A 26,050-nucleotide genomic window follows, 5' to 3' on the forward strand; every position below is an offset into this window, starting at 1 on the left:
CCGCGGCCATCCTTAGGCCGGGCGCTTCACCGGCTTGGCCTTGGCCTGGAGGGCCGCAGCAAGCACGGCCTTTAGGCCAACCGGACGATACTGGGTGATCAGGTCGCACAGCGGCTTCTTGGCTTGCTTGGCGGCATCTGCGGGGGTCACGGCGGGGGCTCCTCAATGTTTCCGATTGAACCTAGTGTGTTGCCTCTCATAGGCGGAATCATGTCCGAATATGGGCAATTAAATCGAATAATATGCCTAAATAATTACTATTTGGAAGTAACGCATGGTCGTCGCGCGAAAGCTTTCGTGAGGGTGCGGTGCAATAGCCATGGTTGCGCCCGCGTTGCTGCGCTGCGGCAATGGCATCGCGCGCAAAGGCAGGCCCCGACGCACCCCTTGACCGCCATGGGACGACGCGCAATAAGGTGAGCCATGAAAACCGCCGCCTGCCTTTGCCGGAACATTATTCGCTAGTTCGCGCTGGCCTGGCCGTTTTCGTCTCCTGACATCCCCAGATGACAAACGACCCGGCCGCCGGACGATCCGTCTTTGGCATTTTCGTTCTGGGAGATTTCCTGCAATGGCCGACCAGCCGGTCCTGACCTTCTACAACACGCTGACGCGCGCCAAGACGCCGTTCCAGCCGATCGATGCGCAACATGTCAGGATGTATGTCTGCGGCCCGACGGTCTACGACTTCGCCCATATCGGCAATGCGAGGCCCGTCATCGTCTTCGACGTGCTCTTCCGCCTGCTCGCCCATATCTACGGGGCGGATCACGTCACCTATGTCCGCAACATCACCGACGTGGATGACAAGATCAACGCCCGGGCGCTGCGCGATTTCGGTGCCGAGATCGAGGCCGGCCGCCTGACGCTCAACGAGGCGATCCGCCGCGTGACCGAAAAGACCGCCGACCAGTTCCACGCTGATGTCGCGGCGCTCGGCACCCTGCCGCCGAGCCACGAGCCGCGCGCCACCGAGCACATTGCCGGCATGATCGCGATCATCGAGAAGCTGATCGCCAATGGCCGCGCCTACGCTGCCGCCGGCGAGGTGCTGTTCGATACGTCATGGTCCGAATATGGGGAGCTTTCCAAGCGCAACCTGGAAGACCAGCAGGCCGGCGCCCGCATCGCGGTCGATGCCCACAAGAAGCATCCGGGCGACTTCGTACTGTGGAAACTGTCCTCGCCGGAAGAGCCCGGCTGGGAAAGCCCCTGGGGCCGCGGCCGGCCCGGCTGGCACATCGAGTGCTCCGCCATGTCGGCCGCCTTCCTCGGAGAAACCTTCGACATCCACGGCGGCGGCCTCGATCTCATCTTCCCGCACCATGAAAACGAGATCGCCCAGTCGCGCTGCGCTCACGGCACAAAGGTGATGGCGAATGTCTGGATGCACAACGGCTTCGTGCAGGTCGAGGGCCGCAAGATGTCGAAGTCCGACGGCAACTTCGTCACCATCCACGACCTGCTCCACACCGAAACCTTCGGCGGCCGCAAATGGCCGGGCGAGGTGCTGCGCCTTGCCATGCTGATGACCCACTACCGCGAACCGATCGACTTCAGCGTGAAGCGGCTGGAGGAGGCGGAGCGGCTCATTGCCAAATGGCCGATAACGGAAGACGGCGCAGGCGAGGGGACCGTCGATCCGGCCGTGCTCGCTGCCCTCTCCGATGACCTCAACACGGTCGCCGCCGTGCAGGCCCTTCACGCGCTCGCCGCCCGCGCGGCAAGCGACAGCCATGCGCTCGCCAGCTTTCAGGCGACCGCCGCGCTTCTCGGCATCAGGCGGGAAAAAGCGGAGGTTTCCGGGGACTTGCAGGCCGAGATTGAATCGATTGTGGAACAGCGCCTTGGCTTCCTGAAGGCGAAAAACTTCGCCGAAGCCGACCGCCTGCGCGACGACCTCCTGGCCCGTGGCGTGCAGCTGAAGGATGGCAAGGACCCGGCAACGGGTGAGCGCGTGACGACCTGGGAGGTGAAGCGGTGAGGGTGGCGGGGCACCCCCTTCTGTCACTTCGTGACATCTCCCCCGCAAGGTGGGAGATCGGTGGTGCCTCGTCGTCCGCGTTGTGTTTTGCTCGCCGTGCGCATCGATCGGTTTCACCAGCCAGCGGCGGATGCATGATCCAAGTACGGAGCTTGCCTTTCGCCATGCCGGTGCCGCGAACGCCCCTGATCTCCCCCCTTGCGGGGGAGATGTCACGCAGTGACAGAGGGGGGTATGCAACGGTCATACCGCTCGGAGCGTTTCGCCTCTCTTGCGATGAAAATGCGTCGCCACCATCAAGTTTCGCTCGCCTTCGTGAAGCCGCACCGCAGCACCCCCCTCTGTCACTTCGTGACATCTCCCCCGCAAGGGGGGAGATCGGTGGTGCCTCACGGCCTGTTTCCAATGGCAGCGCTCGCGAAAGCCGTCCGCAAGGCATCAAGCTGACGAGAAGGCTTTCCGACTCGAGGCTGTTGCCTTCTGCGTATCCGATGCGGCAAACTCCCACGATCTCCCCCCTTGCGGGGGAGATGTCACGCAGTGACAGAGGGGGGTATGCGCCGGCCGCAGCACGCAGGGCGTCCCCGATCGAGAGGAGTGTCCGCATGCCGCACACGCCCGTTCCGCCAAGTCACCGGCGCAACGCGCGGCGCATGCGCAAAAGCCTGACCGAAGCGGAGCTGGCCTTCTGGAATGCGGTGCGCGCTCACCGCCTGATGGGGCTCGGCTTCCGCCGACAGATGCCAATCTCCGGCTATATCGTTGATTTTGCCTGCCCGACCCATCGGCTCATCGTCGAGATAGATGGATCCCAGCATGCCGACGCGGAGGCCATCCGCGATCGCGTGAGGGACGCGCGCCTTCAGGCGGCGGGGTGGATCGTCCTGCGCTTCTGGAATGACGACGTGCTCCGTCATCTCGATGATGTCTGCATGCATATCATTCGCACGATCGATGCCCGCGCCGTTCAGGCAACGGACATGCTGGAACCCGCCCCATGACCGCCCCCACCCCCCACGCCCTTCATGCCGGCGGCTGCCAGTGCGGTGCGATCCGGTTTCGTGTCGAAGGCGTCCTCGGCGATGCCTCCGTCTGCCATTGCCGCATGTGCCAGAAGGCGTCCGGCGGCTTCTATATGCCGCTCGTCTCGCTGGGTACGGCGCGGCTGATGTGGACGCGCGGGCGCGTCCGGCATTTTCAGTCGTCCAATGCGGCGCGGCGCGGTTTCTGCGCCGATTGCGGGACGCCGCTGACCTATGAGGCGCCGGATGGCGTGGCGCTGGCGATCGGCACCTTCGATGATCCGCGCGCACTTCGCCCAGGGGTGCAGTGGGGCGTCGAGGCGAAGCTGCCCTACGTCGACGCGGTGCCGACGCTGCCGGAAGAGAACACCATGGCCGATGAAGGTGCCGCCGCCTTTCTCGCAACGCTCGTCTCCTACCAGCATCCCGACCACGATACCGATGACTGGACCCCGAAGATCGAGGCGGAGCGCGAGCACTGGCGCCCGAAGGAGCAAGGCGTATGAGTGCGTCACATCCCGAAACGATGTCCGGCGGCTGCCAGTGCGGCGCGGTGCGCTTTCGCGCCGGCCATCTCGGCCGTCCCTCCATCTGCCACTGCCGCATGTGCCAGAAGCATTTCGGTTCCTTCTTCGGCGCCTTCGTGACCGCCGATCGGGCGCATCTGGAGTGGACGCGCGGCCAGCCGACGCTGTGGCGCTCCTCCGACCAGTGCCTGCGCGGCTTTTGCAATCGCTGCGGCACGCCGCTGACCTATCACCATCCCGGCGGCGTCGAGCTCGCCATCGGTGCCTTCGATCACCCGGAAAAGCTGGAGCCGGCCATCCAGGTCAATCACGACAAGCGCCTGCCCTGGATCGACCGTCTCTTTGAAAAGCCCGTGCTGCAAAGCGCTGAGGCGGACGCCTTCTTCGCCACGATCGTCTCGCACCAGCACCCCGACCACGACACGACCGTCTGGCCCCCGGAAGACGATGGTGAACCGGCACCGCGCCGCCGCCATGGCCGGCATGGGTCGGGAGAGGGGGTGGAGGGATGAGCTACCAGCGTCTTTACACCGGCGGCTGCCAGTGCGGCGCGGTGCGCTACCGCGTCGAAGGCGAGCTTGCCGATCCGCATCTGTGCCACTGCCGCATGTGCCAGAAGGCAACCGGCAACTACTTCATGCCCGTCGCCACGGTGGCGCGGGAAAAGCTGGAACTGACTCGCGGCAACCCCGCCTGGTTTGCCTCCTCGGCCGTTGCCCGGCGCGGCTTCTGTGCCGCCTGCGGCACGCCGCTCTTCTACGACATGCCGGGCGAGGCGATCATCGGCATCGTGCTGGGCGCGCTGGATGCCCCTGACGATGTCAGGCCCGTGCGCCAGTCCGGCATGGAATCGCGCGTCATTTGGTTCAATCGGCTCGCCGCGCTGCCGGCCGAGGACAGCAATGCCGACAGTGCCGACCCCGATGCACGCCGCGGCGCGATCTTCGAAAGCAATCGCCAGCACCCCGATTACGAGACGGACCACTGGTCCCTCCCGCCATCGCCGCACAAGTCCTGAGACAGGCAAGCCTTGAAAGACACGAGCATGACCGAGACGCTTCGCACCCTCTATCCGGAAATCGAGCCCTACGCCTCCGGCCACCTGGATGTCGGCGATGGCCATGTCATCTATTGGGAGCGCGTCGGCACGCCGGGCGCCAAGCCGGCCGTCTTCCTGCATGGCGGTCCGGGCGGCACGATCTCGCCCAGCCACCGCCGTCTCTTCGATCCCGCCCTTTACGACGTGATGCTCTTCGACCAGCGCGGCTGCGGCAAGTCCACGCCGCATGCGGCGCTTGAGGCCAACACCACCTGGCACCTCGTGGCCGATATCGAGCGTCTGCGCGAAATGGCCGGTGCCGAAAAATGGCTGGTCTTTGGCGGCTCTTGGGGCTCGACGCTGGCGCTCGCCTATGCCGAAACCTATCCCGAGCGGGTATCCGAACTCGTGGTGCGCGGCATCTATACGCTGACCCGGGCCGAGCTCGACTGGTACTATCAGTTCGGCGTCAGCGAAATGTTCCCCGACAAGTGGGAACGCTTCATCGCGCCCATTCCGCCGGAAGAACGCCACGAGATGATGCACGCCTATCACCGCCGCCTGACGAGCCCCGACAAGGCGACGCGGCTCGCGGCCGCGCTGAGCTGGAGCGTCTGGGAGGGCGAGACGATCACGCTCCTGCCGGAGCCTTCCACCAGCGACCGCTTCGGCGAGGACGAGTTCGCCTACGCCTTCGCCCGCATCGAAAACCACTTCTTCGTCAATGCCGGCTGGCTGGAGGAGGGACAGCTTTTGCGCGACGCCCACAAGCTCGCCGGCATCCCCGGCGTCATTGTCCACGGCCGCTACGACATGCCGTGTCCCGCAAAATATGCCTGGGCGCTGCACAAGGCCTGGCCCGATGCCGAGTTTTACTTGATCGAGGGCGCCGGACATGCCTATTCCGAACCCGGCATTCTGGATCGGCTGATCTACGCGACGGACACATTTGCGGGGAAGAGCTGAGGCGATCGAGATCGCTGCACACCCCCCTCTGCCCTGCCGGGCATCTCCCCCGCAAGGGGGGAGATCCGCAGGTGGCCTGACCTTCGCTCCTGAAGCGGCCGCAGTTTAGGACGGGGACAGCGCTCCAGGTGATCTCCCCCCTTGCGGGGGAGATGCCCGGCAGGGCAGAGGGGGGTATGCCACCCTCCACCGCCGCCGATAATGACTTGACGGAAACAACGTCCGTCACGTGATACGAAAAGCCGACACGTTCCCAGGGAGGGAACACCATGACCAGAGAACGCATCCACCTCTTCGACACCACGCTTCGGGACGGGCAGCAGACACCCGGCATCGATTTCTCCGTGGAAGACAAGATTGCGATTGCGGCCATGCTGGACGAGGTCGGCATGGACTATGTCGAGGGCGGCTATCCCGGCGCGAACCCCACCGATACGGCCTTCTTTGCGAAGAAGCGCACCGGCCGCGCCCGGTTCGTCGCCTTCGGCATGACGAAGCGCGCCGGTGTGTCCGCCTCCAACGATCCCGGCCTGACGGCGCTGCTGGCGGCGCGGGCGGATGCGATCTGTCTGGTTGCCAAAAGCTGGGACTACCATGTGCGCGTCGCGCTCGGCTGTTCCAACGCGGAAAATCTCGAATCCATCCGCGCCTCCGTCGAGGCGGTCGTCGCTTCCGGCCGCGAGGCCATGGTCGATTGCGAGCATTTCTTTGATGGTTACAAGGCCAATCCCGATTATGCGCTGGCCTGCGCGAAGGAGGCCTTCGCCGCCGGCGCCCGCTGGGTGGTGCTCTGCGACACCAATGGCGGCACGCAGCCGCCTGAAATCCGCGACATCGTCGCGGCGGTGATTGCGGCCGGCGTGCCCGGCGCCAATCTCGGCATTCACGCGCACAACGATACGGGACAGGCGGTCGCCAATTCGCTGGCTGCAGTGGAAGCCGGTGTCCGCCAGATCCAGGGCACGCTGAACGGCATCGGCGAGCGCTGCGGCAATGCCAACCTCGTGACCATCATCCCGACGCTGGCGCTGAAGAGCGCCTACAAGGACCGCTTCGAAATCGGCATCGATGCCGAGCGCCTGACGGGCCTCACCCGTCTGTCGCATGCCTTTGACGAGCTGCTCAACCGCTCGCCCGATCATCAGGCGCCCTATGTCGGCGCCTCCGCCTTTGCCACCAAGGCCGGCATCCATGCCTCCGCGCTGCTGAAGGACCCGCGGACCTACGAGCATGTGGAGCCCGAAAGTGTGGGCAACCTGCGCAAGGTCATGGTGTCGGACCAGGGCGGCAAGGCCAATTTCATCAATGCGCTGAAGCTGCGCGGCATCGCGGTCGCCAAGGACGATCCGAAGCTCGACCGGCTGATCCAGATCGTCAAGGAGCGCGAGGCCACCGGCTATGCCTATGAGGGCGCGGATGCGAGCTTCGCGCTGCTCGCCCAGCGCACCCTCGGCTCCGTGTCGGATTTCTTCCATGTGGAAAGCTTCCGCGTCATGGTCGAGCGCCGCTACGATGCGGTCGGCAATCTGAAGACCGTGTCGGAAGCCGTAGTGAAGGTCGTGGTCGATGGCGAGACCATGATGAACGTCGCGGAAGGGCACGGCCCCGTCAACGCGCTCGATCTCGCGCTGCGCAAGGATCTCGGCCGCTACCAATCCGAAATCGCCGATCTTGAGCTTGCCGACTACAAGGTCCGTATCCTCAACGGCGGCACGGAAGCCATCACCCGCGTGCTGATCGAATCCACCGACGCCACCGGCGCCCGCTGGTGGACCGTCGGCGTCTCCGACAACATCATCGACGCCTCCTTCCAGGCACTGATGGACAGTATCGTCTACAAGCTTCTCAAGGTGCGGGGCGAGGCGGGCAAGGCCGCGGCGGCGGAGTAGGGGGGCGGTCGGCACCGTCCACGCGTACCGGGAACGTTCGAGAAATCCATAGTCGGTCTTCCCTATGTTCTTGCCTATGCCGTGCAGCAGGCGCCCTCGGGAAACGATGCCGGGAAGGAGCGCATTGTCATTCTGCGCGTCATTCATACCGCCCGGGAATGGCCCGCCGGCACCTGGCCGAAGACAAGCTGATCCACCATTCAACGAAATGAATTGGCCCATTCACGGCCCATGCGTTACACCCGCCGCAAAAATCACAATGCGACGGGATGAAACATCATGGCGGAACAGGCCGCTCCGGCACCGGCAGACAGCGGCGATTCGCTTGCCGGCTTCCTTTATGCGCTGACGGCCTATCTTCTGTGGGGCTTCCTGCCCTTCTTCATGAAGGCGGTCGGCCATATTCCAGCGACGGAGGTGGTCGCCCACCGCATCGTCTGGTCATTGCCGATTGCCGGAGCCGTGCTGATCTGGCTCGGCCGGACCGCGGATGTCGTGAAGGCGCTGAAGACACCGCGCATGCTGGCCATGGCGGCGGTAACGGCCTGCCTGATCACGATCAACTGGGGCATCTATGTCTGGGCGATCGGCGCCGGCCGCGCCATCGAGACGGCGCTCGGCTATTACATCAACCCGCTCTTTTCGATCTTCCTCGGCTCCATCCTGCTCAAGGAGAGGCTGGAGCGGACGCAGTGGATCGCCATCGCGCTAGCCGGCCTTGCGGTCGTCCTGCTCGCCATCGAGGCTGGCGGTGTGCCGTGGGTCTCTGTCGGACTGTGCGTCTCCTGGGCCTTCTACGCCTTCCTGCGCAAGACGCTGCCTGTCGGCCCCAACCAGGGTTTCTTCCTTGAAGTGATGCTGCTCAGCCTGCCGGCGCTCGGCTATATCCTCTATCTTGAAACGAGCGGGCAGGGCCATTTCGGCGACACCGGTACCGCCGATCTCCTGCTTCTGCTGGCCTGCGGCATCGTCACCGCCGTCCCGCTGATGATCTATGCCAACGCCGCCAAGCTGCTGAAGCTCTCCACCATCGGCATCATGCAGTACATCGCGCCCACCATGATCTTCCTGACGGCCGTCTTCGTTTTCAAGGAGCCCTTCGGACCCGGCAAGCTGGTGGCCTTCGCGCTGATCTGGGTCGCGCTGTTTCTCTACACCGGCTCCATGCTGCGCTCGGCGCGGGCCCGCCGGGCGGCCGCATCGGCCATCGTAGAGCCGAAAAGCGGCTGAGATCTCCGCGGAGGCGGCGGGGACGAGGCGCGGCCGCGCCGCTTACAGCTTGTCGATGATGCGGCCTTCGCCCTCGCGGTCCACCTTGCCGGCCCAGTGTTGGAGAATGGCGGGCACGATCGCCTCCGCCTCATCGACCACGATCGGCTGGACGAGGTCGGCGTGGTGGATGAAGCCTTCGTCGGCCATGTGGCGAATGAGCTTCAGCATTGGATCCCAGAACCCGCCGATATTGGCAAAGACCATCGGCTTGCGGTGCCGGCCGAGCTGCGCCCATGTCATGATCTCAACGATCTCTTCCAGCGTTCCGATGCCGCCCGGAAGGGTGACGAAGGCATCGGCGCGCTCGAACATCTTGTGCTTGCGGGCATGCATGTCCGGGGTGACGATGAGTTCGGACAACTGGCCGAGCGAGTGGCGCGTTGCTTCCATGTCGATCAGGAATTCAGGAATGATGCCGGTGACGCGTCCGCCGGCCGACAGCACCCCGCTTGCCACAGCGCCCATAATGCCGCGCGTGCCGCCGCCATAGATGAGTTGCAGGTGGTTTTCCGCCATCGAACGGCCGAGCGCCCGGCCGGCCTCGACATAGGAGGAAGAACGTCCGGGCTGGGAGCCGCAATAGACGCAGACGGATCGAATCGGAAGGGTCGTGTCACTCATGACGGTCAGGGTGGCCGCGCCTGTTGCCGGGCGTCAAGCCATACGGTGGCGAAGATGACGCAAAAACGCGTGGGAATTCCTGCGAATAGGCGGAAAAGCTTGTGAAAAGCGTCGGAAATCGTTAGCTCTTTTCGATCAGGATCGGGGGCAACGGGCATGCTTTTCGCATGTCGACCGGATCAAGGGGTTTGCAGGCCCCGTGCGGCCATTGCCTTGGGGGCGGCGGCCGGGGGGCTGAGAAGGTCCGGCAGAGGCCGGCTGGAGAATGGGCATGCAAAAGAACATGGCGGCCGTTCTGGCCATTGGCGTCCTCGCGGTCGCGATCCTGCTGATGGTTTTCTTTGTCGTTCCGAACTGGGAGTCACCCAACGCGCCCATCGCGCAGGATACGCCGGCGAGCGAAACGACGACGACACCGTCCGCCGCCACGACGACGGATGCTGCAGCGACGCCGCCTGCCGGTGATGCGGCAGCGACGACCACCAAGACCGACCGGCCAGGCGCCGATGCAGCCAGCGACGTTGCAAAGCCCGCCGATAGCGCATCAGGCTCCACGACCGCGCCGGCCCCCACCGCAAGCGAGACGGCCAAGCCGGCTGATGCGACCCCTGCTGCTTCCACGGCCGCCGAGACGGCTGCCACGAGTGGCGCTGCAACACCGACCGCATCGCCCGAGGCGGCTGCCGGTACGCCCACCTTCGACGTGCTGCGCGTCGAACCCGATGGCGCGACCGTGATTGCGGGCCGCGCCGCGCCCAACACGACGATCCGCATCCTCAGCGGCGACAAGGTGCTCGCGACCGCCGATGCCGGTCCTTCCGGCGAGTTCGTCGCCATCCTCAACGAGCCGCTCGCGCCCGGTGATTATCAGCTTGTGATCGCCGCCACCGACAAGGCCGGCAAGGAGAGCCGTTCCGATGAGGTCGCGACGGTCTCTGTTCCCGCGGAAGACAAGAGCAAGCTTCTGGCCATGGTCTCGAGGCCGGGTGAGGCGAGCCGCCTGATCACCACGCCCGAAGCCGGTGCCGCCAAGGCCGTGCCGTCTGCGACTTCCGCGGCCACCACCACGGCTGAGGCAACGCAGGCCCCGGCGGCCGGCGCCGCGCAGTCCGCCGATGCCAGCCAGTCGTCCACGCCGGCCTCCGGACAGACGGCGGCGCCCACTGCAACCGCCCCGGCCGCGGCCGGCAACGAACCGGCCGCCCTCCAGGTTGCCGCCGTCGAGATCGAAGGTGACCGCCTCTTCGTGGCCGGCAAGGCCAAGCCCGGCGCCACCGTTCGCGTCTATGCTGATGATCAGCTGGTCGGGTCCGCGCCGGCCGACGAGACGGGCAATTTCGTCGTCGATGGCCGTATCGCGCTTTCGGTCGGCAATCACACGATCCGTGCCGACATGCTGAGCCCCGATGGAGCCAAGGTGGAGCTTCGCGCCGCCGTTCCCTTCGATCGTCCGGAAGGCGATCAGGTCGCAGCCGTTGCCGGTGCCAGCCAGACGCCGGGCGCCGCCATGGCCCCGCTTGCCGGCGGCAGCTTCGATGGTCTCCGCTCGCAGGTCACCAAGGCCTTCGGACTGTTGAAGGGTCTCTTCGCGAATGGTGCCACGCCGAACGTGGAAGAGCTGGCCGCGGCCCGCTCGGCCACGGAAATCGCGCTCGGTTCGCTGGCTGATTTCAAGACGGCCGATACCGCCAATCCGGAAGGTCAGGCCCTGATCGCCCGCAGCGCAAAGGCTGCCGCGGAAGCCCTCGCCAAGCTGCGCGCGCTCCCGCAGGATGCCGCTGCCGTGGCCGCCGGCCTGCCGTCCATCGAGCAGGCAATTGCAGCCGTGCTTGCGCCGAACAGCGGCGAGCCGACGCCACAGACCGCCGCTCCGGCCGTCAGCCAGTCTGCAACCCCGTCCACCACGCAGGCACAGACAGGCGGCAGCACCGCTGCCCAGTCGGCACCCGCTGCTGGCGCGACGGCCACGGCGCCTGCCGGTGCAACGGCAACGCCGCCGGCCTCGGCCGAGACCGCGACGGCACCCGCCACCGCCGGCGGCCAGGCCGCGGCCACCGGTGCCGAGCCCCAGACGATCCAGCAGGCGCCGCTGCAGCAGTCGAAGTCGTCCGTCATCATCCGCCGCGGCGATACGCTCTGGCAGATCTCCCGCCGCGTCTATGGCGCCGGCGTGCGCTACACGACGATCTATCTTGCCAACAAGGCGCAGATCGAGGATCCCGACCGCATCCTGCCCGGCCAGGTCTTCGGCGTTCCGGACAAGTCGCTGCCCGATGCGGAAGCCGAGGAAATCCACCGCGAGCACATCCGCAAGTAAGCGCGGTGCCAGCCACGAAACGCAACGGCCCGGAAGGAACCCCCCCCCGGGCCGTTTTGCATTTGGGCGCGTGCTGCGCTTACTTGCAGACCTTGATCTTCTTGATGACGAGGTTGCCGTAGTAGTCGTAGGTCTTGATCTTCTTGATGAAGCAGGTGGGCTGGTAGTCGTAGGAGTAATAGCCGGCTTGCGAGGGGGCGGCGAAGGAGAGAGCGGCGGCAGCGGCGATGGCGGCGGAAAGAACGATCTTGCGCATGATGTGAGGTCCCTTGATCTGGTTTGGATGAGCCCGTCTCATCCAGTGACCCGACAATCGCATCTTCTCCGGGGCCATGCTGTTTCCTCCGGAACAGGCCGCCGGCAGCTTCCCAAGGCGGCCGCTTACACTTGCGTGCCCTTGCCGGAGAGCCTATCTAGCAAGCGCGCCCGCGCGCGCCTCACGGCCCCGCCTGCCGCATCCCTTCATCCTTTCCACGCTTCCCGCAGGTTTGCCCGTGACGCCCCCCAAGAAGACGATTTCAGCCGATGCGGCCAATCCGCTCGGCACGCTGCGCAATCTCTGGCCCTATATGTGGCCGTCCGAGCGGGCCGACCTGAAGATGCGCGTGGTCTGGGCCACTATCATCCTCGTGGTCGCCAAGGTCGTCCTCATCCTCGTTCCCTATTTCTTCAAATGGGCGACGGATGCGCTGAACGGCAAGCCGGATGCGCTGGGCTTCCTGCCGCTCGCGGCCACCGGCGCCATCGCGCTGGTCATCGCCTACAATGTCGCCCGCCTGGTGCAGGCCGGGTTGAACCAGCTACGTGACGCGCTCTTTGCCAGCGTCGGGCAATATGCCGTGCGCCAGCTGGCCTACCGCACCTTCGTGCACATGCACCGCCTGTCGCTGCGCTTCCATCTGGAGCGGCGCACCGGAGGTCTCTCGCGCATCATCGAGCGCGGCACCAAGGGCATCGAGACCATCGTCCGCTTCACCATTCTCAATTCCATCCCGACGCTGATCGAGTTCCTGCTCACAGCCATCATCTTCTGGCGCGGATACGGCTTCAGCTATCTCGCCGTCACGGCCGTGACGGTCGCTGTCTACATCTGGTTCACGGTGAGAGCCAGCGACTGGCGCATCGCCATCCGCCGCTCCATGAACGACAGCGACACCGACGCCAACACCAAGGCGATCGACTCGCTCCTGAACTTCGAGACGGTGAAGTATTTCGGCAATGAGGAGATGGAGGCCCGCCGCTTCGACCAGTCCATGGCGCGCTACGAGAAGGCCGCGACGGAAGTCTGGACCTCGCTCGGCTGGCTGAACTTCGGCCAGGCGATGATCTTCGGCGCCGGTACGGCGGTGATGATGGTCATGTCCGCACTTGCCGTCCAGCGCGGCGAGCAGACGCTCGGCGATTTCGTCTTCGTCAATTCCATGCTGATCCAGCTCGCCATTCCGCTGAACTTCATCGGCTTCGTCTACCGCGAAATCCGCCAGGGGCTCACCGATATCGAGACGATGTTCGAGCTTCTGGAAGTGGAGGCCGAGGTCGTCGACAGCCCGGATGCGAAGCCCCTTGCGATCGCCAGGGGCGCCATCGCCTTCAAGGACGTGCACTTCGCCTATGATGCGGCCCGCCCCATCCTGAAGGGCATCAGCTTCGAGGTGCCGGCCGGCAAGACGGTCGCCGTCGTCGGCCCGTCGGGTGCCGGCAAATCGACGCTCTCGCGCCTCCTCTACCGCTTCTACGACGTGCAGGGCGGCGCTATCACCATCGACGGGCAGGATGTGCGCGCCGTCACCCAGCAGAGCCTGCGCGCCGTCATCGGCATGGTCCCGCAGGACACCGTGCTCTTCAACGATACGATCGCCTACAACATCCGTTACGGTCGCCCCAGCGCCAGCGAACAGGAAGTCGAGGCCGCCGCCGAGATCGCCCAGATCGCCGGCTTCATCCGCGCTTTGCCGCAAGGCTTCAAGAGCATGGTCGGCGAACGCGGCCTGAAACTCTCGGGTGGCGAGAAACAGCGTGTGGCGATTGCCCGCACGATCCTCAAGAGCCCGCCCATCCTCGTCCTCGACGAGGCGACCTCGGCGCTCGACACCCGCACGGAGCAGGAAATCCAGGCGGCCCTCGACGTCGTCTCGCAGAACCGCACGACGCTCGTCATCGCCCACCGCCTTTCCACCGTCATCCATGCCGACGAAATCATCGTCCTGAAGGACGGGCAGATCGCCGAACGGGGCACGCACGGCGAATTGATCGAGCGGAACGGCCTCTACGCCTCCATGTGGAACCGCCAGCGCGAGGCCGTGCAGGCAGAAGAAAAGCTGAAACAGGTGCAGGAAGAAGACGATCTCGGCATCGTCGTCAGAGGCAGGCCTGCGCTCTGACGGGGCGGCGCACGGGGGCAGGGGCGGCGGAAAGCGTTGCCCGTCCCGGGCATTCGGGCTACAGCTTCGCCCGGAACAAACTGGCCCCTCCGGGGCTTTAACCGCGAACGGCCGACCCTGCCGTTACAGAAGACAAGGACGATGGAATGAGCTTGGTGAAAACGGTGCGCAACACGCTGGTGCCTGTGCACAAGGCCGGATATCCCTTCATCGCCATCTTCTTCGTCGTCTCGCTGCTGCTCGGCCTGCTCTGGACGCCGCTGATGTGGATCGGCTTTCTGCTCACCGCCTGGTGCGCCTATTTCTTCCGCGATCCCATCCGCCTGACGCCCCTCGACGACGATCTCGTCATCAGCCCCGCCGACGGCCGTGTCTCCTCGATTGCCCATGTCCTGCCGCCGGTCGAGCTCGGCCTTGGCGCGGAGCCCATGCTACGCATCACCGTCTTCATGAACGTGTTCAACTGCCATGTGAACCGCGCGCCCATGCGCGGCACGATCCGCCAGATCGCCTATCGCGAAGGCCAGTTCGTCAATGCCGAACTCGACAAGGCCAGCCACGATAACGAGCGCAACGGCCTGGTGATCGAGACGAGCCACGGCGAGATCGGCGTCGTCCAGATCGCCGGCCTCGTTGCCCGCCGCATCATCTGCTGGTCGAGCGTCGGCGAGCGGCTGGAGGCGGGCGAGCGCTTCGGCCTGATCCGTTTCGGCTCGCGCCTCGACGTCTTCTTGCCTAAGGGCGCAGAGGCTCGCGTCAGCCTCGGCCAGACCGCAATCGCCGGCGAGACGGTGCTCGCCGAATTCGGCTCGGCCAAGGGCGCGACGCTCAGCCGCCGCGGATGATCCGGGCGCCGACCGGACAGGCCGCCGCCTCCTAGAAATCGCATGCCTTGCCGCCGGCCACCGCCGGGGCCGGAACCGGAGATCCGAAATGGAAACGCCCTTCCCCCCCTTCGAACCGAACGGCCCCAATGATGAGGCGCGCGGCCCCCGCCTGCGCGAAATCCCGGTCCGGCTGATCGTGCCGAACCTCATCACCGTGCTCGCCATCTGTGCGGGCCTGACAGGCGTGCGCCTCGCCTTCGAAAACCGTATCGAGCTTGCCGTGGCCATGGTGCTGCTCGCCGCCTTCCTCGATGGCATCGACGGCCGTGTGGCGCGCCTCATGAAGGCGACCTCGAAATTCGGCGCGCAGATGGATTCGCTGGCGGATATCGTCAATTTCGGCGTTGCACCCGCGCTCGTCCTCTATGTCTTCATTCTCGATCAGGCCCGTTCCTTCGGCTGGATCGCGGCGCTGGTCTTTGCAATCGCCGCCGGCCTGCGTCTGGCACGCTTCAATGTCATGGCCGAACGCGACGTGAAGGCCGCCTGGCAGAGCGAGTATTTCGTCGGCGTGCCCGCGCCGGCCGGCGCCATGCTGGTGCTGCTGCCGGTCTATGTCGGCCTGCTCGGCGTTGCGCCGGACCGCACCTTCGGCATCCTCTCTGCCCTCTACACGATCTTCGTCGCCTTCCTGCTCGTCAGCCGCCTGCCGGTCTGGTCCGGCAAATCCGAAGGCAGTCGCGTGCGCCGCGACCTCGTCCTGCCCATCATGCTCGCCGTCGTGCTCTACGTCGCCACGCTGATGAGCTTCACCTGGGAAACCATGGTGCTGACCGCCGTCCTCTACCTCTGCACGCTGCCCTTCGGCGCCCGCTCCTGGCAGAAGAAATACGGCAACTGGCCGGGCCACCACGTCCACGCCGACAACAGCCTGTCGCCTGAAGGCGACTTCCTGCCCGGTGAAAAGCGCGACGAGGGTTGAGGATTACGTTTTCGCAGGGAAGTTTCTGCGATCGCTGAGTGCGGAAATGGCTCTCAAGCCGATAGCCACTCCGGCATCTCCCGCGGTGCTCGCCCGCTGCATGCCGCCTCCACACAGGCCGCGAGCCCCGCAAAACGGAACGCACGTCCGGTCAATCCCGGGCCGTAATGGGCAAATTTGCCAGAATTTGTGAGGATCACCCGCGCTTTCGGCGGAATAATCGGTTCGGTGACCATGCACCAGCAGGTGTCCGTCACGATCTCTGCCCCATACGCGCGCAGCGCCGCCAGATGGCCGGCGCCTTCCGCTTGAGCCTCGATGGTCCGTCCGCAGGTAATGACGAAGGCGACATCGGCATGTTTGCGCCGGCCGGCGACAAGTCCGGCAAGCACCGCGATCTCCTCCAGCGAGGCATGCGGATTGCCGATGGAGACGAGGTCCACCGTCTCGCCCTCGGCGAGATTGAGGTCCCACCAGCAGTTTCTGACGACTTCGGTAACGATGCCGAGGGCTGTAACGGGGCGTCCGCCCGCAGCCTTGGCAACAGCGTCTGCTTCCGATCCGCCCATGGCTTCCGGCGTCACGCCCGCAATATGGAACATCGGCGCGCTGGATGAGGTGGCAAAGGCCGCGCCGAAGGCTTTCAGCGCGTCCCGGTCCGGCGCGTAGTGCGCCAGTCCGCTCACCACCGGAATGCGATTGCCGGCAATAAGGCCGGTCAGATAGCCCGCCAGCGGAAAGAAGGAATCGTCGATCCCTGCAAACGACGGAAAGACGACCTCCATCACCGCCCGGCGTCCCTCGTCCCGGTGACAGCCGGCGTCGGGCGCACGCCCGGTCAGCGCGATGCAGGCATCGAGAAAGTCGGGATATTTCATCGTCCGCGCGCCGAGCACGCTGTTGGCGTAGACGACGGCGTTGCTTTCCGCCCAGGCGATCTGCTCGCCGACGGCGGGGATGGCGTCGGCGAGGTAGGGCGCGCAGGTGTAGGTCGGCCGTGCTCCCAGGGCCGCATAGGTCTCGCCAAGCCTTGCGGCGGGTTCGCCGAGCGCCGCATCGATGCCTTGAGCGCGCCAGCGCCGCGCATCGACGGAGATGGCGTTGAGCGTCGTCGGCACCGCGACCTTGCCGCCGAGCGCCTGCAGCCGCTCCGCAAAGGCCAGCATGCCGGGCCCGGTATAGATGCAGCCATCGATATGGGCGCGGGTGACATCGATCAGCCGCGTCGCGCCGGTCAGCGCCGCCATCTGCAGCACGATCCGCATCGCGACGGCCGCCGCTTCGCCATGTGCGCCGGAGAGCAGGGCCTCGTCCGTCGGGCTGAGGTCGATGCCGTCAGTGATCTGGCCGGCCGTATGGGCGGAGCTGCCTGTCGCTTCCTCCGCCCCTGGGATAGAGCCCTCATCCCTCCAGACCTGCCCGTCCGAAAGGCGGATCTGTCCGGCCGCCTTCGCGGCTGCGAACCCGGTCTCGTCCAGCACCACGACGGGAATGGACACGCCGAACAGTTCCCGCGCCACGATGACGCCGAGCGTCAGGATCTCGTCGGGCCTTGCCAGCACGAGGCCAGCCGGACCGTGCCCTGCCATCAGCAGTTCCAGCATGACGGCGCTGCCGGTGCAGGAGCCGCGACCGCCGGGAAGGACAAGGATGGCGCCGACCAGCGACTGGCCGTTGAGCGGATGATGCTGGTCGATGATAAGACCCGAGGCCGGATCGACACCGCCCCAGAAGCTCAGCTCCGTGCCGCTCGCCACCACCCGGCCCGAGGCAGAGCCGGGAACCAGAACCCGGCCGGAAAGGCAAGGTAAGGACTGGCCGGCAGGGGGCAGGGTGCGCATGGGCCTCACTCCGGCAGGCGATAATCCACAATTCTGCGCTCGCGCGCGAGGAAGATCTTGCCGGTTTCGGTGAGCGCGGGCCCGCAGAGCGGCAGCATCGCTTCCGCCACCTCTGACGGATGCGGCAAAGTCGCCGGGTCTTCGCCGGGCACGGCCTGCGCCCGCATGGCGGTGCGGGTGGCGCCGGGATCGACGCTGATGACGCGCAGCGGCAGCCGCTGGCTTTCGCCGGCCCAAGTGCGGGCCAGCGCTTCCACGGCGGCCTTCGAGGCGGAGTAGGGGCCCCAGAACGGCTTGCACTTGTGCGCGGCACTCGATGACAGGATCAGCGCGCGGCCCTGGTCGGACTGTGTGATCAAGGGGTCGATGGAGCGGATCAGCCGCCATGTGGCCGTCACGTTCACCGTCATCACCTTCTCGAAAACCTTTGCCTCGACATGGCCGATCGGCGAGATCGTGCCGAGCACGCCGGCATTGGCGACGAGAATGTCGAGCCGGCCCCAGCGCTCGTTGATTGCGCCGCCGAGCCGGTCGATCGCGGTCATATCGGCCAGATCGAAGGGCACCAGCGTTGCCGGCAGGCCACCGGCCGCCTTGATCGCATCATCGAGCTCCTCGAGCCCGCCAACGGTGCGCGCGCAGGCGATCACCTGCGCCCCCGCCTTGGCGAGCGCCAGCGCAGTGAAATAGCCGATCCCGCGCGAGGCGCCGGTCACGAGGGCGATGCGCCCGGAAAGGTCAACAGTCATTCGGTTCGCTCATGTGAAGATGACGGCGCCGCGCGCCTCCCGCCCGCGGCATCCGAGGAGGCCGGTGCCTCAGCCGCTCACCAGCATCGAAACCTTGCGGCCCATCTTTTCGCCTTCCTTGTCTAGGAGACGGGTCGGATAGTCGCCGGTGAAATAGTGATCGGTAAATTCCGGATTGGCCGGATCGCGCGGCTTGCCGCCCACGGCGCGGTAGAGCCCGTCGATCGTGAGGAACGCCAGCGTATCGACGCCGATGAACTTCGCCATGGCTTCGACGCCGGCATACTGGTTGGCGATCAGCTTGTCGGCGTCAGGGGTGTCGATGCCGTAGAAATCCGGATGGAAGATCATCGGGCTGGCAACGCGCAGATGCACTTCCTTCGCACCCGCATCGCGCATCATCTGCACGATCTTCAGCGATGTCGTGCCGCGCACGATGGAATCATCGACCAGAATGACCCGCTTGCCCTCAATGATGGCGCGGTTGGCCGAATGCTTGAGCTTGACGCCGAAGGCGCGGATCTGCTGCGTCGGCTCGATGAAGGTGCGGCCAACATAATGGTTGCGGATGATGCCGTACTCGAAGGGAATGCCGCTCTGCTGCGCATAGCCGACAGCCGCCGGCGTGCCGCCATCGGGAACGGGCACCACGACGTCGCCTGCAACCGGCGACTCGGCGGCCAGATTCATCCCCATGTTCTTGCGCGTCGTGTAGACGTTGCGGCCGCCGACGACCGAATCGGGACGGGCGAAATAGACATATTCGAACAGGCAGAGACGCTCGGGCTTCGGCTTGGCGGGGCGGCGCGCATCGATGCTGATCGAGCCGTCCGGCTGGATCTCGCAGATGATCACTTCGCCGTTCTCCACGTCGCGCACGAACTTCGCGCCGATGATGTCAAGCGCGCAGGTCTCGGAGGCGAAGATCGGCTTGCCGTCGAGATCGCCCATCACGAGCGGCCGGATGCCGATCGGGTCGCGCGCCGCGATCAGCTTGGTGCGCGTCATGGCGAGCATGGAATAGCCGCCTTCCATCTGCCGGATCGCATCGATGAAGCGATCGGCGGTGGAGGAATGGCGCGAGCGGGCGATGAGGTGCAGCACGACTTCGGTATCCGACGTCGACTGACAGATTGCGCCGGTCGCGATGATCTGCCGGCGCAGCGTCAGGCCGTTGGTGAAATTGCCGTTGTGCGCAATGGCGATGCCGCCTTCCTCCAGTTCGGCAAACAGCGGCTGCACGTTGCGCAGCGCCACCTCGCCTGTCGTGGAGTAACGCGTGTGGCCGATGGCGATGTAGCCGGGAAGCTTGGCGAGCGTGGCGGGGTCGGTGTAGTGGTCGCCCACAAGGCCCATGCGCTTTTCGGTGTGGAACTGCCGGCCGTCGAAGGTGACGATGCCGGCCGCTTCCTGGCCGCGATGCTGCAGCGCATGCAGGCCGAGCGCCGTCAGGGTCGCGCCGTCCGGATGTCCGAGAATGCCGAAGACGCCGCATTCCTCATGCAGCGCATCGCCGTCCAAGATCTCGCGAAAATCGCAATTGCCAAGCTCGCTCATCGCTTTGCCTTTGTGGGCGCGAATGCGTCGCGCCGAACGCCTGTTTCACCATCCATGGATCGCGCGCCCGTCAGCCGACAGGCAAATCGCCATCCCCTTCCGAAATCGCCGCCCGGCAAAGCCGCGACAGTCTTCGAAAATTGCTTCGCCGCCCGGCGGTCCGGGCAGTCTCTTTCGTCCGAAATCATGAAGGCCCGCTAATGCGGGCCTTTGGCGACGGCGTGCCGTCAGTTGCTGGTGGCCGGCTGGTCGGTGGCCGGCGCCTGTTCGGCGGGCGCTGCCTCCGTCTCGCTGCCGGTTGCAGGCGCCTTGCCGCGCAGGCGGTCGAGGATCGTCGCATCGGCATTTTCCGGCAGCAGCGCGATCAGCTTTCCGCCGAGATTGTCGATCAGCGGCTTGGACTTTGCGTTCGTGACCCAGTCCGGCTGCTGGGCGGGCGCCACCAGCCAGTTGAAGAACAGCATGGCGACGACGACGAGCAGCAGGCCGCGCGCCGCGCCGAAGAGGAAGCCGAGCGTGCGGTCCAGCGCGCCGATGCGGCTGTCGATGATGAAATCGGCAATCCGCATGGTGATGATCGAGATCACGATCAGCGCCACGAGGAAGATCGCCGCCGCCGAGCCGGCGAGCGCGACATTGTCGCTCGTCGTGTACTGCTTGGCGAAGGGCAGGAGGTAGGGATAGAGGAAATAGGCCGCGGCGGCAGCGCCGACCCAGCTTGCGACGGACAGCACCTCGCGCGAAAAACCGCGCACCATGGCAAGGATCGCCGAAAACAGCGAAACGCCGAGCACGATACCGTCGAGGATGGTGATGGTGGGCATGTCGATCCTATTTTGAACGAAGGCCTGCTGCGAAAGCGCGCCTCGCCTGAAATCGCGAGGCCTGCATCAGAGCCTATATATCAATCCGGCCGGGGCGTCTTTCAATCGTCGCTTCGTGAACACGCTTTTCACCGTTTTTGCAAGTCCTAAGACGGCGCGACACGTTTGTTTGGCGTTGGAAGCGATTGCGTTCACCAATGCGCAGCCTTGCACCGGGCACGCCCGTGACACGATCCTTCACCGCAATCGACGCGCGGGCCGAGGCCACCATGTCTGGGCAGATGCCCCGCACCCCTTGAGGCCGAAAGGAGGGCGCGGCATGCTCGCGGCCTCAAACGACCATGGCCGCCGACCGGCGAGAAGAGCGAATTCCGGATGAACTCCAGCGCCGAACATCCCTGGATTGAAGGCTTCACCGAACCGTCCTGGCTGCGCGGCAAGGAGCGGCATTTCCGGCTCTGGCGGACCCTGGTCGCCGAGATGATCGGGGCGCCCGTCGACTATGACTATGTCCGGCGCCCGGTCACCCACGCCGACGCCGCCAATGCCGCGCTCGCCACCATCGAGAGCCTTCCCTTTCTTGAGGCCCGCATTCTCGATCCCGACTGGAAACAGCCGACCGCCGAGGAACGCGCCGGTTTCTGGGACGACCTGCCGGAGGACCCACTCTGGATCCTCGTCCTGCTGACAGTGCCCGGCGGAATGTTCCGGACCCGGCATGCGGCAGCCATCGCCGACCGGTTGGACGAACTGGACGACATCATCCATCACGCCGGTCTCGGCGCCCACACCCACGCCCATGAGGCAGCGCGAGCCTTCTTCCGCCAGCTCGCGAAGGCTGATGCGGACGTTCGCGTCGTCGGCTCCTACGAGCCCTGCGGCACCGTCGCCGTCGATCCGCTGACCGGTTTGCTTGTCACCGCATGACGCGCCCTGAGGTCAAAACCCTATCCTGATCGGGCGTTGACCCTATGCCCCGTGCACTCTGGCCCGGGCTCTACGCGTCCTCTGCCGGCTGCAGCGCGCCGCGCGATCCGGCGATGCGCGCGACGAGATCCGGCAGTCCTTCCATCTCGCCAACCGCAAGCCCGCCGGCCTTCGGCATGTCGGCGGATTTTTCCGGCAGGACGGCGGCGCCGAAACCGAGCTTCTCGGCCTCCTTCAGCCGAAGCCCCGTATGCGACACGGGCCGGATGGCACCCGACAGGCTGACCTCGCCGAAATAGACGGCATCATGCGGCAGCGCGATGCCGGCAAGCGAGGAGACGAGCGCGGCGGCAACGGCGAGGTCGGCGGCCGGCTCCGTGATGCGATAGCCCCCTGCGACGTTCAGATAGACATCATGCTGGCCGAGCCGCACGCCGCAATGGGCCTCGAGAACGGCCAGAATCATCGACAGCCGTGCCGAATCCCAGCCGACCACGGCGCGGCGCGGCGTGCCGAGCGATGTCGGCGCCACCAGCGCCTGTACCTCGACCAGAACAGGCCGCGTGCCTTCCATGCCCGCAAAGACCGCAGCGCCTGGCGCCGATGCGTTGCGCTCCCCGAGAAAGAGTTCGGAGGGGTTGGTGACCTCGCGCAGGCCCTTGTCGGACATTTCGAAGACGCCGATCTCGTCGGTCGGCCCGAAGCGGTTCTTTACCGTGCGCAGGATGCGGTAGTGATGGCCGCGGTCGCCCTCGAAATAGAGCACGGCATCCACCATGTGCTCCACGACGCGCGGGCCGGCGATCTGTCCCTCCTTCGTCACATGTCCCACGAGCACCACGGCCGAGCCCGTCTGCTTGGCAAAGCGGATCATGGCCTGCACCCCGGTGCGCACTTGCGTCACCGTGCCGGGCGCGGAGTCGACGATATCGCTCCACAGCGTCTGGATGGAATCGATGATGACGAGGTCCGGCCGATTGCCGTCGGAAAGCGTTGCGAGAATGTCTTCCACATTGGTTTCCGCCGCCAGCAGCACATCGGTATCGGCTGCGCCCAGACGCTGCGCGCGCAACCTGACCTGCGCCACCGCCTCTTCGCCGGAGACATAGATGATGCGGTTGCCGCGCCGCGCCAGCGCGGCTGCCGCCTGCATCAGCACGGTCGATTTGCCGATGCCGGGATCGCCGCCGATCAGCACCGCAGACCCGCGCACGAAGCCCCCGCCGGTGACGCGGTCGAGTTCGGAAATGCCGGTCTCGATGCGCGGCGCATCCTCCGTTTCGCCCGACAGCGTCGTCAGCGCCACGGGCCGGCCCTTCTTCGGCGTCTTGCCGGGGCCGCCGCCGATGCCGGCCGTCGGATCCTCCTCGATGATCGTGTTCCAAGCCCCGCATCCCTCGCACTTGCCCACCCAGCGGGCATGCACGGTTCCACAGTTCTGGCAGATGAATTGGGTACGCAGCTTGGCCATCGCGGGAAGGGGTCTCAGTCGTCGTTCGGGAAAAGGGGCTGGGAAATATCCTGGCGTCCGTGCAGCACACGGATGACGCGGATCTCTGTCCCGACAAGGCGGAAATAGATGCAGCGCCCCTTGAAGGGCAGTGCGCGCAGTCCCGGCGAAATCCAGTCACGCGACACACCGCGAAACTTCGCCTTCGGCATCCAGTCCATCTTGGCAATCATCTGGTCCAGAAGCCGTTCGGCGGCAGCGGGATCTTCTGCGGCAATGTGGTCATACAAAGCGGCCAGATCGGCAAGAGCATGCGCCGAGATCGTCAGGCGCCAGTCTGCATCGCTCACGACAGCGTCTTCGTCCGCGCGAGAATGTCAGCCTTCAGCATGTCCGCAGAACTGAACGTCGCGAAGTCTCCAGCGTCGAAATCCCTGTCGCCCGCGCTGATCAGGCGGCGCAGATCATCCATCCCCTCCGGTGATACGGTCTGCAGCAAGCTCAGTCCCGCCCGCACCACATCCTCGGCCGAGACGTAGCGCCCCGCCTTCACCTCGGCCTCGACGAAGGCCCGGTCTTCCTCGCTCAGATGGATCTCATCCATGTATGATCTCCTTTTGTTCTCGTTATAGCGCAGGATGTCGCACGAGGCCAGAGGGATTTTCTGCATCGGAGAGATCGCGGCGCGCGAGGGCGAGGGGCGGCTTACCCCTCGATATAGCGCCGCTCATAGCGCAGCCCGAGGCTGGTCAGCATCTCGTAGCCGATCGTACCGGCGGCGCGCGCCGCATCATCGACACGGATATTGCTGCCGAAGAGCTCGATATAATCGCCGGCCCTGACGCTTCCCGCCGGCAGATCGGTCACGTCGAACAGCGTCAGGTCCATGGTGACCCGGCCGAGAACCGGCACCCGTTGCCCATGCAGGAACCCCACGCCGCCGCCAATGCCGGTCTGGCGTAGCGGCACGCCAGTGGCCGATTGCGCACGCAGATAGCCGTCGGCATAACCCACCGAGGCAATCGCAATCACCGTGTCGCGCGCCAGCACGGCGGTCGCGCCATAGCTCGCCGTCTCGCCCGCCTTTGCCTGCCGCACCTGCACGATCCGGGCCTCGGCGGTGACGACAGGCCGCATCGGGTTCGCCACGTCGTTGACGCATTCGCCGCCATAGGTGGCGATGCCGGGGCGGGTGAGGTCGAAGTGATAGTCGGGGCCGAGATGAATGCCGGCCGAATTGGCAAGGCTCGCCGGAATACCCTCGTAGGCCGCCGATACCGCCCGAAAGGCGGCGAGTTGGCGGGCATTGAGCGGATGGTCCGGCGAATCGGCCGCCGCCAGGTGGCTCATGACCAGCACCGGCGAAAAGCTTGCGGGCCGGGCCGGATCATGAGCGAGCGCCAGCGCCTCGTCCACGGAAAGGCCGAGCCGGTTCATGCCCGTATCCACGTGCAGCACGCAGGGGTGATCGCCCCGCTCGGAGATCGCCGACATATAGACCGCGAGCTGCTCTTCGGAATTGACGATCGGCACGAGGTCATTGTCGAAGAACAGCGCCTCATTGCCCGGCCACATGCCGGCGAGAATGTAGATGCGTCCGTCCGGCACGAAGGGGCGAAGCCCGGCGCCTTCTTCGGCATTGGCGACGAAGAAGTCCCGCGCGCCGGCCTCGTAGAGCGCAATCGCCGCATCCTCGATTCCCGTGCCATAGGCGTCGGCCTTCAGCACCGCGGCGGCGGAAGCCTTGCCGGAGAGGCGACCCATGGTCTGCCAGTTCGCCACAAGCGCCGAAAGATCGATGGTCAGCCGGTTAGAGGCGCTTTCGAAGAGGTCGTCTTCGGCGGTGTGCATCGTGTCGCGCGGCATAGGGCATGTCCTTCGTCTGGTTGCGCCGACCCTATCACTTTTGTTCAAGACGCAAAGCCGGCGCGCGCCTATATCTTGTGCCATGCACAATGTCTCGCAGGAACATGCGATGGAGGAAATGCCGCTGTCGGCGGCGGAGCGGGCGCGCTTCTGGCGCGATGCCCGCTTTTCCGGCATGGAGTGCCTGAGCGCGACCTTCCTGACCCACGAATACGCCCCCCACACCCACGACACCTTCTCGATCGGCGCGATCGAGAACGGCTCGCAGATCTCCACCATCGGCGGCCGGCGGGAGGAGACCGGGCCGGGCCATCTTTATCTCATCGATCCCGGCGCCGTGCATGACGGCGCGCCGGGCGGGGAGGGCTATCGCTACCGCATGGTCTATCCCGATGCCGCCCTGCTGGCAGAGGTGCTGGAGGATGTGACCGGGCGTCATGCGAAGGGCACGCCGAGCTTTCGCGCCAGCATGCTCGCCGATCCCGACCTTGCGAGCGCATTCCACGTCGCGCACCGGCGCATGGAAGAGCCGGCCGGCGCGCTCGAGGCGCAGGAGGGCATGTTCCGGGTGATGGCCGCGCTCTTTGCGCGTCACGGCCGCATGATCGTCACCCCTCTCGGCAGCCGCGAGCCGACTGCGGCTGCCCGCGCCCGCGATTATCTCGCCGCGCACTGGGATGAGGATGTCGGCCTTGAGGATCTCGCGCGCGTTTCCGGTGTCTCCCGTGCCCACCTCATCCGCGCCTTCCGCCGCGAATTCCACATTACGCCGCATGCCTTCCTGACCGACCTGCGCATCCGCCGCGCCCGCCAGTTCCTGCGCGATGGCGCGGCCCCTGCCGAGGTCGCCGCCGACTGCGGCTTCGCCGACCAGGCCCATTTCACCCGCCACTTCAAGGCCCGGACGGGGATCACGCCGGGGCAGTTCCGGGCGCGGTAGGGGAGACGGCCGTCGTTGCGGTCATGCCCCACCACCATGCAGCAGGTGTCGCAGTCGACGCGCCGTTCC

The 26,050-nt window shown here is 65.8% G+C and carries 24 protein-coding genes and 1 pseudogene; 14 read left to right on the forward strand and 11 right to left on the reverse strand.

All coding sequences use genetic code 11. From position 1 onward, the window contains the following. Positions 1–12: 12 nt before the first annotated feature. Positions 13–150 carry a hypothetical protein gene (locus ACED18_RS00515; protein WP_377287971.1) on the reverse strand — a complete coding sequence of 46 codons (138 nt, stop codon included), beginning with the start codon at positions 148–150 and terminating at the stop codon, positions 13–15. Positions 151–571: 421 nt separating this feature from the next. On the opposite strand from ACED18_RS00515, the gene cysS reads away from it, so the two are divergent. The 8 genes from cysS to rarD all read left to right on the forward strand — a co-directional run bounded on the left by cysS (position 572) and on the right by rarD (position 8,657). After that, entirely contained in the window at positions 572–1,984 is a 1,413-nt protein-coding gene (cysS, locus tag ACED18_RS00520; RefSeq protein ID WP_377287973.1) for a cysteine--tRNA ligase, read from the forward strand. A 605-nt stretch (positions 1,985–2,589) separates the two neighbouring features. After that, entirely contained in the window at positions 2,590–2,985 is a 396-nt protein-coding gene (locus ACED18_RS00525; protein WP_377287975.1) for an endonuclease domain-containing protein, read from the forward strand. Then, the gene (locus tag ACED18_RS00530) at positions 2,982–3,512 is read left to right on the forward strand and encodes a GFA family protein (RefSeq protein WP_377287977.1); all 531 of its coding nucleotides are present in this window, start codon (positions 2,982–2,984) and stop codon (positions 3,510–3,512) included. Before ACED18_RS00525 ends, ACED18_RS00530 begins: the two co-directional genes overlap by 4 nt. Further along, a complete protein-coding gene (locus tag ACED18_RS00535) occupies positions 3,509–4,045 on the forward strand; it encodes a GFA family protein (RefSeq protein WP_377287979.1) in 537 nt (178 codons plus the stop codon). The genes ACED18_RS00530 and ACED18_RS00535 overlap by 4 nt, the downstream gene beginning before the upstream one ends. Continuing rightward, the gene (locus ACED18_RS00540) at positions 4,042–4,551 is read left to right on the forward strand and encodes a GFA family protein (RefSeq protein WP_377287981.1); all 510 of its coding nucleotides are present in this window, start codon (positions 4,042–4,044) and stop codon (positions 4,549–4,551) included. The genes ACED18_RS00535 and ACED18_RS00540 overlap by 4 nt, the downstream gene beginning before the upstream one ends. 27 nt (positions 4,552–4,578) lie before the next feature. Further along, complete coding sequence (gene pip / locus ACED18_RS00545) at positions 4,579–5,538, forward strand: prolyl aminopeptidase (RefSeq protein ID WP_377287983.1); 960 nt, start codon at positions 4,579–4,581, stop codon at positions 5,536–5,538. A gap of 269 nt (positions 5,539–5,807) precedes the next feature. Then, positions 5,808–7,427, forward strand: a complete 1,620-nt coding sequence (cimA, locus tag ACED18_RS00550; RefSeq protein WP_377287985.1) for a citramalate synthase — start codon at positions 5,808–5,810, stop codon at positions 7,425–7,427. 279 nt (positions 7,428–7,706) lie between these two features. Further along, complete coding sequence (gene rarD / locus ACED18_RS00555; RefSeq protein ID WP_377287987.1) at positions 7,707–8,657, forward strand: EamA family transporter RarD; 951 nt, start codon at positions 7,707–7,709, stop codon at positions 8,655–8,657. A gap of 42 nt (positions 8,658–8,699) precedes the next feature. Here the strand turns inward: rarD and ACED18_RS00560 are convergent, their stop codons facing one another. Further along, positions 8,700–9,320: a TIGR00730 family Rossman fold protein gene (locus tag ACED18_RS00560; RefSeq protein WP_377287989.1), complete on the reverse strand. Its 621-nt coding sequence runs from the start codon at positions 9,318–9,320 to the stop codon at positions 8,700–8,702. 271 nt (positions 9,321–9,591) lie between these two features. On the opposite strand from ACED18_RS00560, the gene ACED18_RS00565 reads away from it, so the two are divergent. Continuing rightward, a complete protein-coding gene (locus tag ACED18_RS00565) occupies positions 9,592–11,637 on the forward strand; it encodes a LysM peptidoglycan-binding domain-containing protein (RefSeq protein ID WP_377287991.1) in 2,046 nt (681 codons plus the stop codon). Between the two features lie 79 nt (positions 11,638–11,716). Here the strand turns inward: ACED18_RS00565 and ACED18_RS00570 are convergent, their stop codons facing one another. Further along, a complete protein-coding gene (locus tag ACED18_RS00570; protein WP_377287993.1) occupies positions 11,717–11,893 on the reverse strand; it encodes a hypothetical protein in 177 nt (58 codons plus the stop codon). 238 nt (positions 11,894–12,131) lie between these two features. On the opposite strand from ACED18_RS00570, the gene ACED18_RS00575 reads away from it, so the two are divergent. The 3 genes and pseudogenes from ACED18_RS00575 (at position 12,132) to pssA (ending at position 15,827) form a co-directional block, all read left to right on the forward strand. Then, positions 12,132–14,018, forward strand: a complete 1,887-nt coding sequence (locus ACED18_RS00575; protein WP_377287995.1) for an ABCB family ABC transporter ATP-binding protein/permease — start codon at positions 12,132–12,134, stop codon at positions 14,016–14,018. Positions 14,019–14,161: 143 nt separating this feature from the next. Then, a pseudogene (locus ACED18_RS00580) lies at positions 14,162–14,863 on the forward strand (phosphatidylserine decarboxylase); the annotation flags it as partial. Between the two features lie 88 nt (positions 14,864–14,951). Continuing rightward, positions 14,952–15,827 (forward strand): CDP-diacylglycerol--serine O-phosphatidyltransferase, encoded by an 876-nt coding sequence (gene pssA / locus ACED18_RS00585; RefSeq protein WP_377287997.1) that lies wholly within the window; start codon positions 14,952–14,954, stop codon positions 15,825–15,827. 53 nt (positions 15,828–15,880) lie between these two features. Here the strand turns inward: pssA and ACED18_RS00590 are convergent, their stop codons facing one another. The 4 genes from ACED18_RS00590 to ACED18_RS00605 all read right to left on the reverse strand — a co-directional run bounded on the left by ACED18_RS00590 (position 15,881) and on the right by ACED18_RS00605 (position 20,798). Further along, positions 15,881–17,668, reverse strand: coding sequence for an aconitase X (locus tag ACED18_RS00590; protein ID WP_377287999.1), 1,788 nt, complete (start codon positions 17,666–17,668; stop codon positions 15,881–15,883). A 5-nt stretch (positions 17,669–17,673) separates the two neighbouring features. Then, entirely contained in the window at positions 17,674–18,417 is a 744-nt protein-coding gene (locus ACED18_RS00595) for an SDR family NAD(P)-dependent oxidoreductase (RefSeq protein ID WP_377288001.1), read from the reverse strand. 69 nt (positions 18,418–18,486) lie between these two features. Beyond that, positions 18,487–19,974, reverse strand: a complete 1,488-nt coding sequence (purF, locus tag ACED18_RS00600; RefSeq protein WP_377288003.1) for an amidophosphoribosyltransferase — start codon at positions 19,972–19,974, stop codon at positions 18,487–18,489. A 227-nt stretch (positions 19,975–20,201) separates the two neighbouring features. Continuing rightward, positions 20,202–20,798 carry a CvpA family protein gene (locus ACED18_RS00605; RefSeq protein ID WP_377288005.1) on the reverse strand — a complete coding sequence of 199 codons (597 nt, stop codon included), beginning with the start codon at positions 20,796–20,798 and terminating at the stop codon, positions 20,202–20,204. A 375-nt stretch (positions 20,799–21,173) separates the two neighbouring features. On the opposite strand from ACED18_RS00605, the gene ACED18_RS00610 reads away from it, so the two are divergent. Beyond that, on the forward strand, positions 21,174–21,725 hold the full coding sequence (locus tag ACED18_RS00610) for a hypothetical protein (protein ID WP_377288007.1): 552 nt from the start codon (positions 21,174–21,176) through the stop codon (positions 21,723–21,725). A gap of 70 nt (positions 21,726–21,795) precedes the next feature. Here ACED18_RS00610 and radA read toward each other — a convergent pair whose 3' ends face one another. From radA to alr, 4 genes are all read right to left on the reverse strand, one after another. Then, a complete protein-coding gene (gene radA / locus ACED18_RS00615; protein WP_377288009.1) occupies positions 21,796–23,196 on the reverse strand; it encodes a DNA repair protein RadA in 1,401 nt (466 codons plus the stop codon). Positions 23,197–23,210: 14 nt separating this feature from the next. Then, entirely contained in the window at positions 23,211–23,525 is a 315-nt protein-coding gene (locus ACED18_RS00620; RefSeq protein WP_377288011.1) for a type II toxin-antitoxin system RelE/ParE family toxin, read from the reverse strand. Next, positions 23,522–23,779: a type II toxin-antitoxin system ParD family antitoxin gene (locus ACED18_RS00625; protein ID WP_377288013.1), complete on the reverse strand. Its 258-nt coding sequence runs from the start codon at positions 23,777–23,779 to the stop codon at positions 23,522–23,524. The genes ACED18_RS00620 and ACED18_RS00625 overlap by 4 nt, the downstream gene beginning before the upstream one ends. 101 nt (positions 23,780–23,880) lie before the next feature. Further along, on the reverse strand, positions 23,881–25,041 hold the full coding sequence (alr, locus tag ACED18_RS00630; protein WP_377288015.1) for an alanine racemase: 1,161 nt from the start codon (positions 25,039–25,041) through the stop codon (positions 23,881–23,883). 82 nt (positions 25,042–25,123) lie between these two features. On the opposite strand from alr, the gene ACED18_RS00635 reads away from it, so the two are divergent. Beyond that, positions 25,124–25,981 (forward strand): AraC family ligand binding domain-containing protein, encoded by an 858-nt coding sequence (locus tag ACED18_RS00635; protein WP_377288017.1) that lies wholly within the window; start codon positions 25,124–25,126, stop codon positions 25,979–25,981. Positions 25,982–26,050 lie beyond the last annotated feature (69 nt).

Origin of the sequence: Rhizobium sp. SG2393 (assembly GCF_042610495.1) — a bacterium.
Lineage (GTDB): Bacteria > Pseudomonadota > Alphaproteobacteria > Rhizobiales > Rhizobiaceae > RU20A.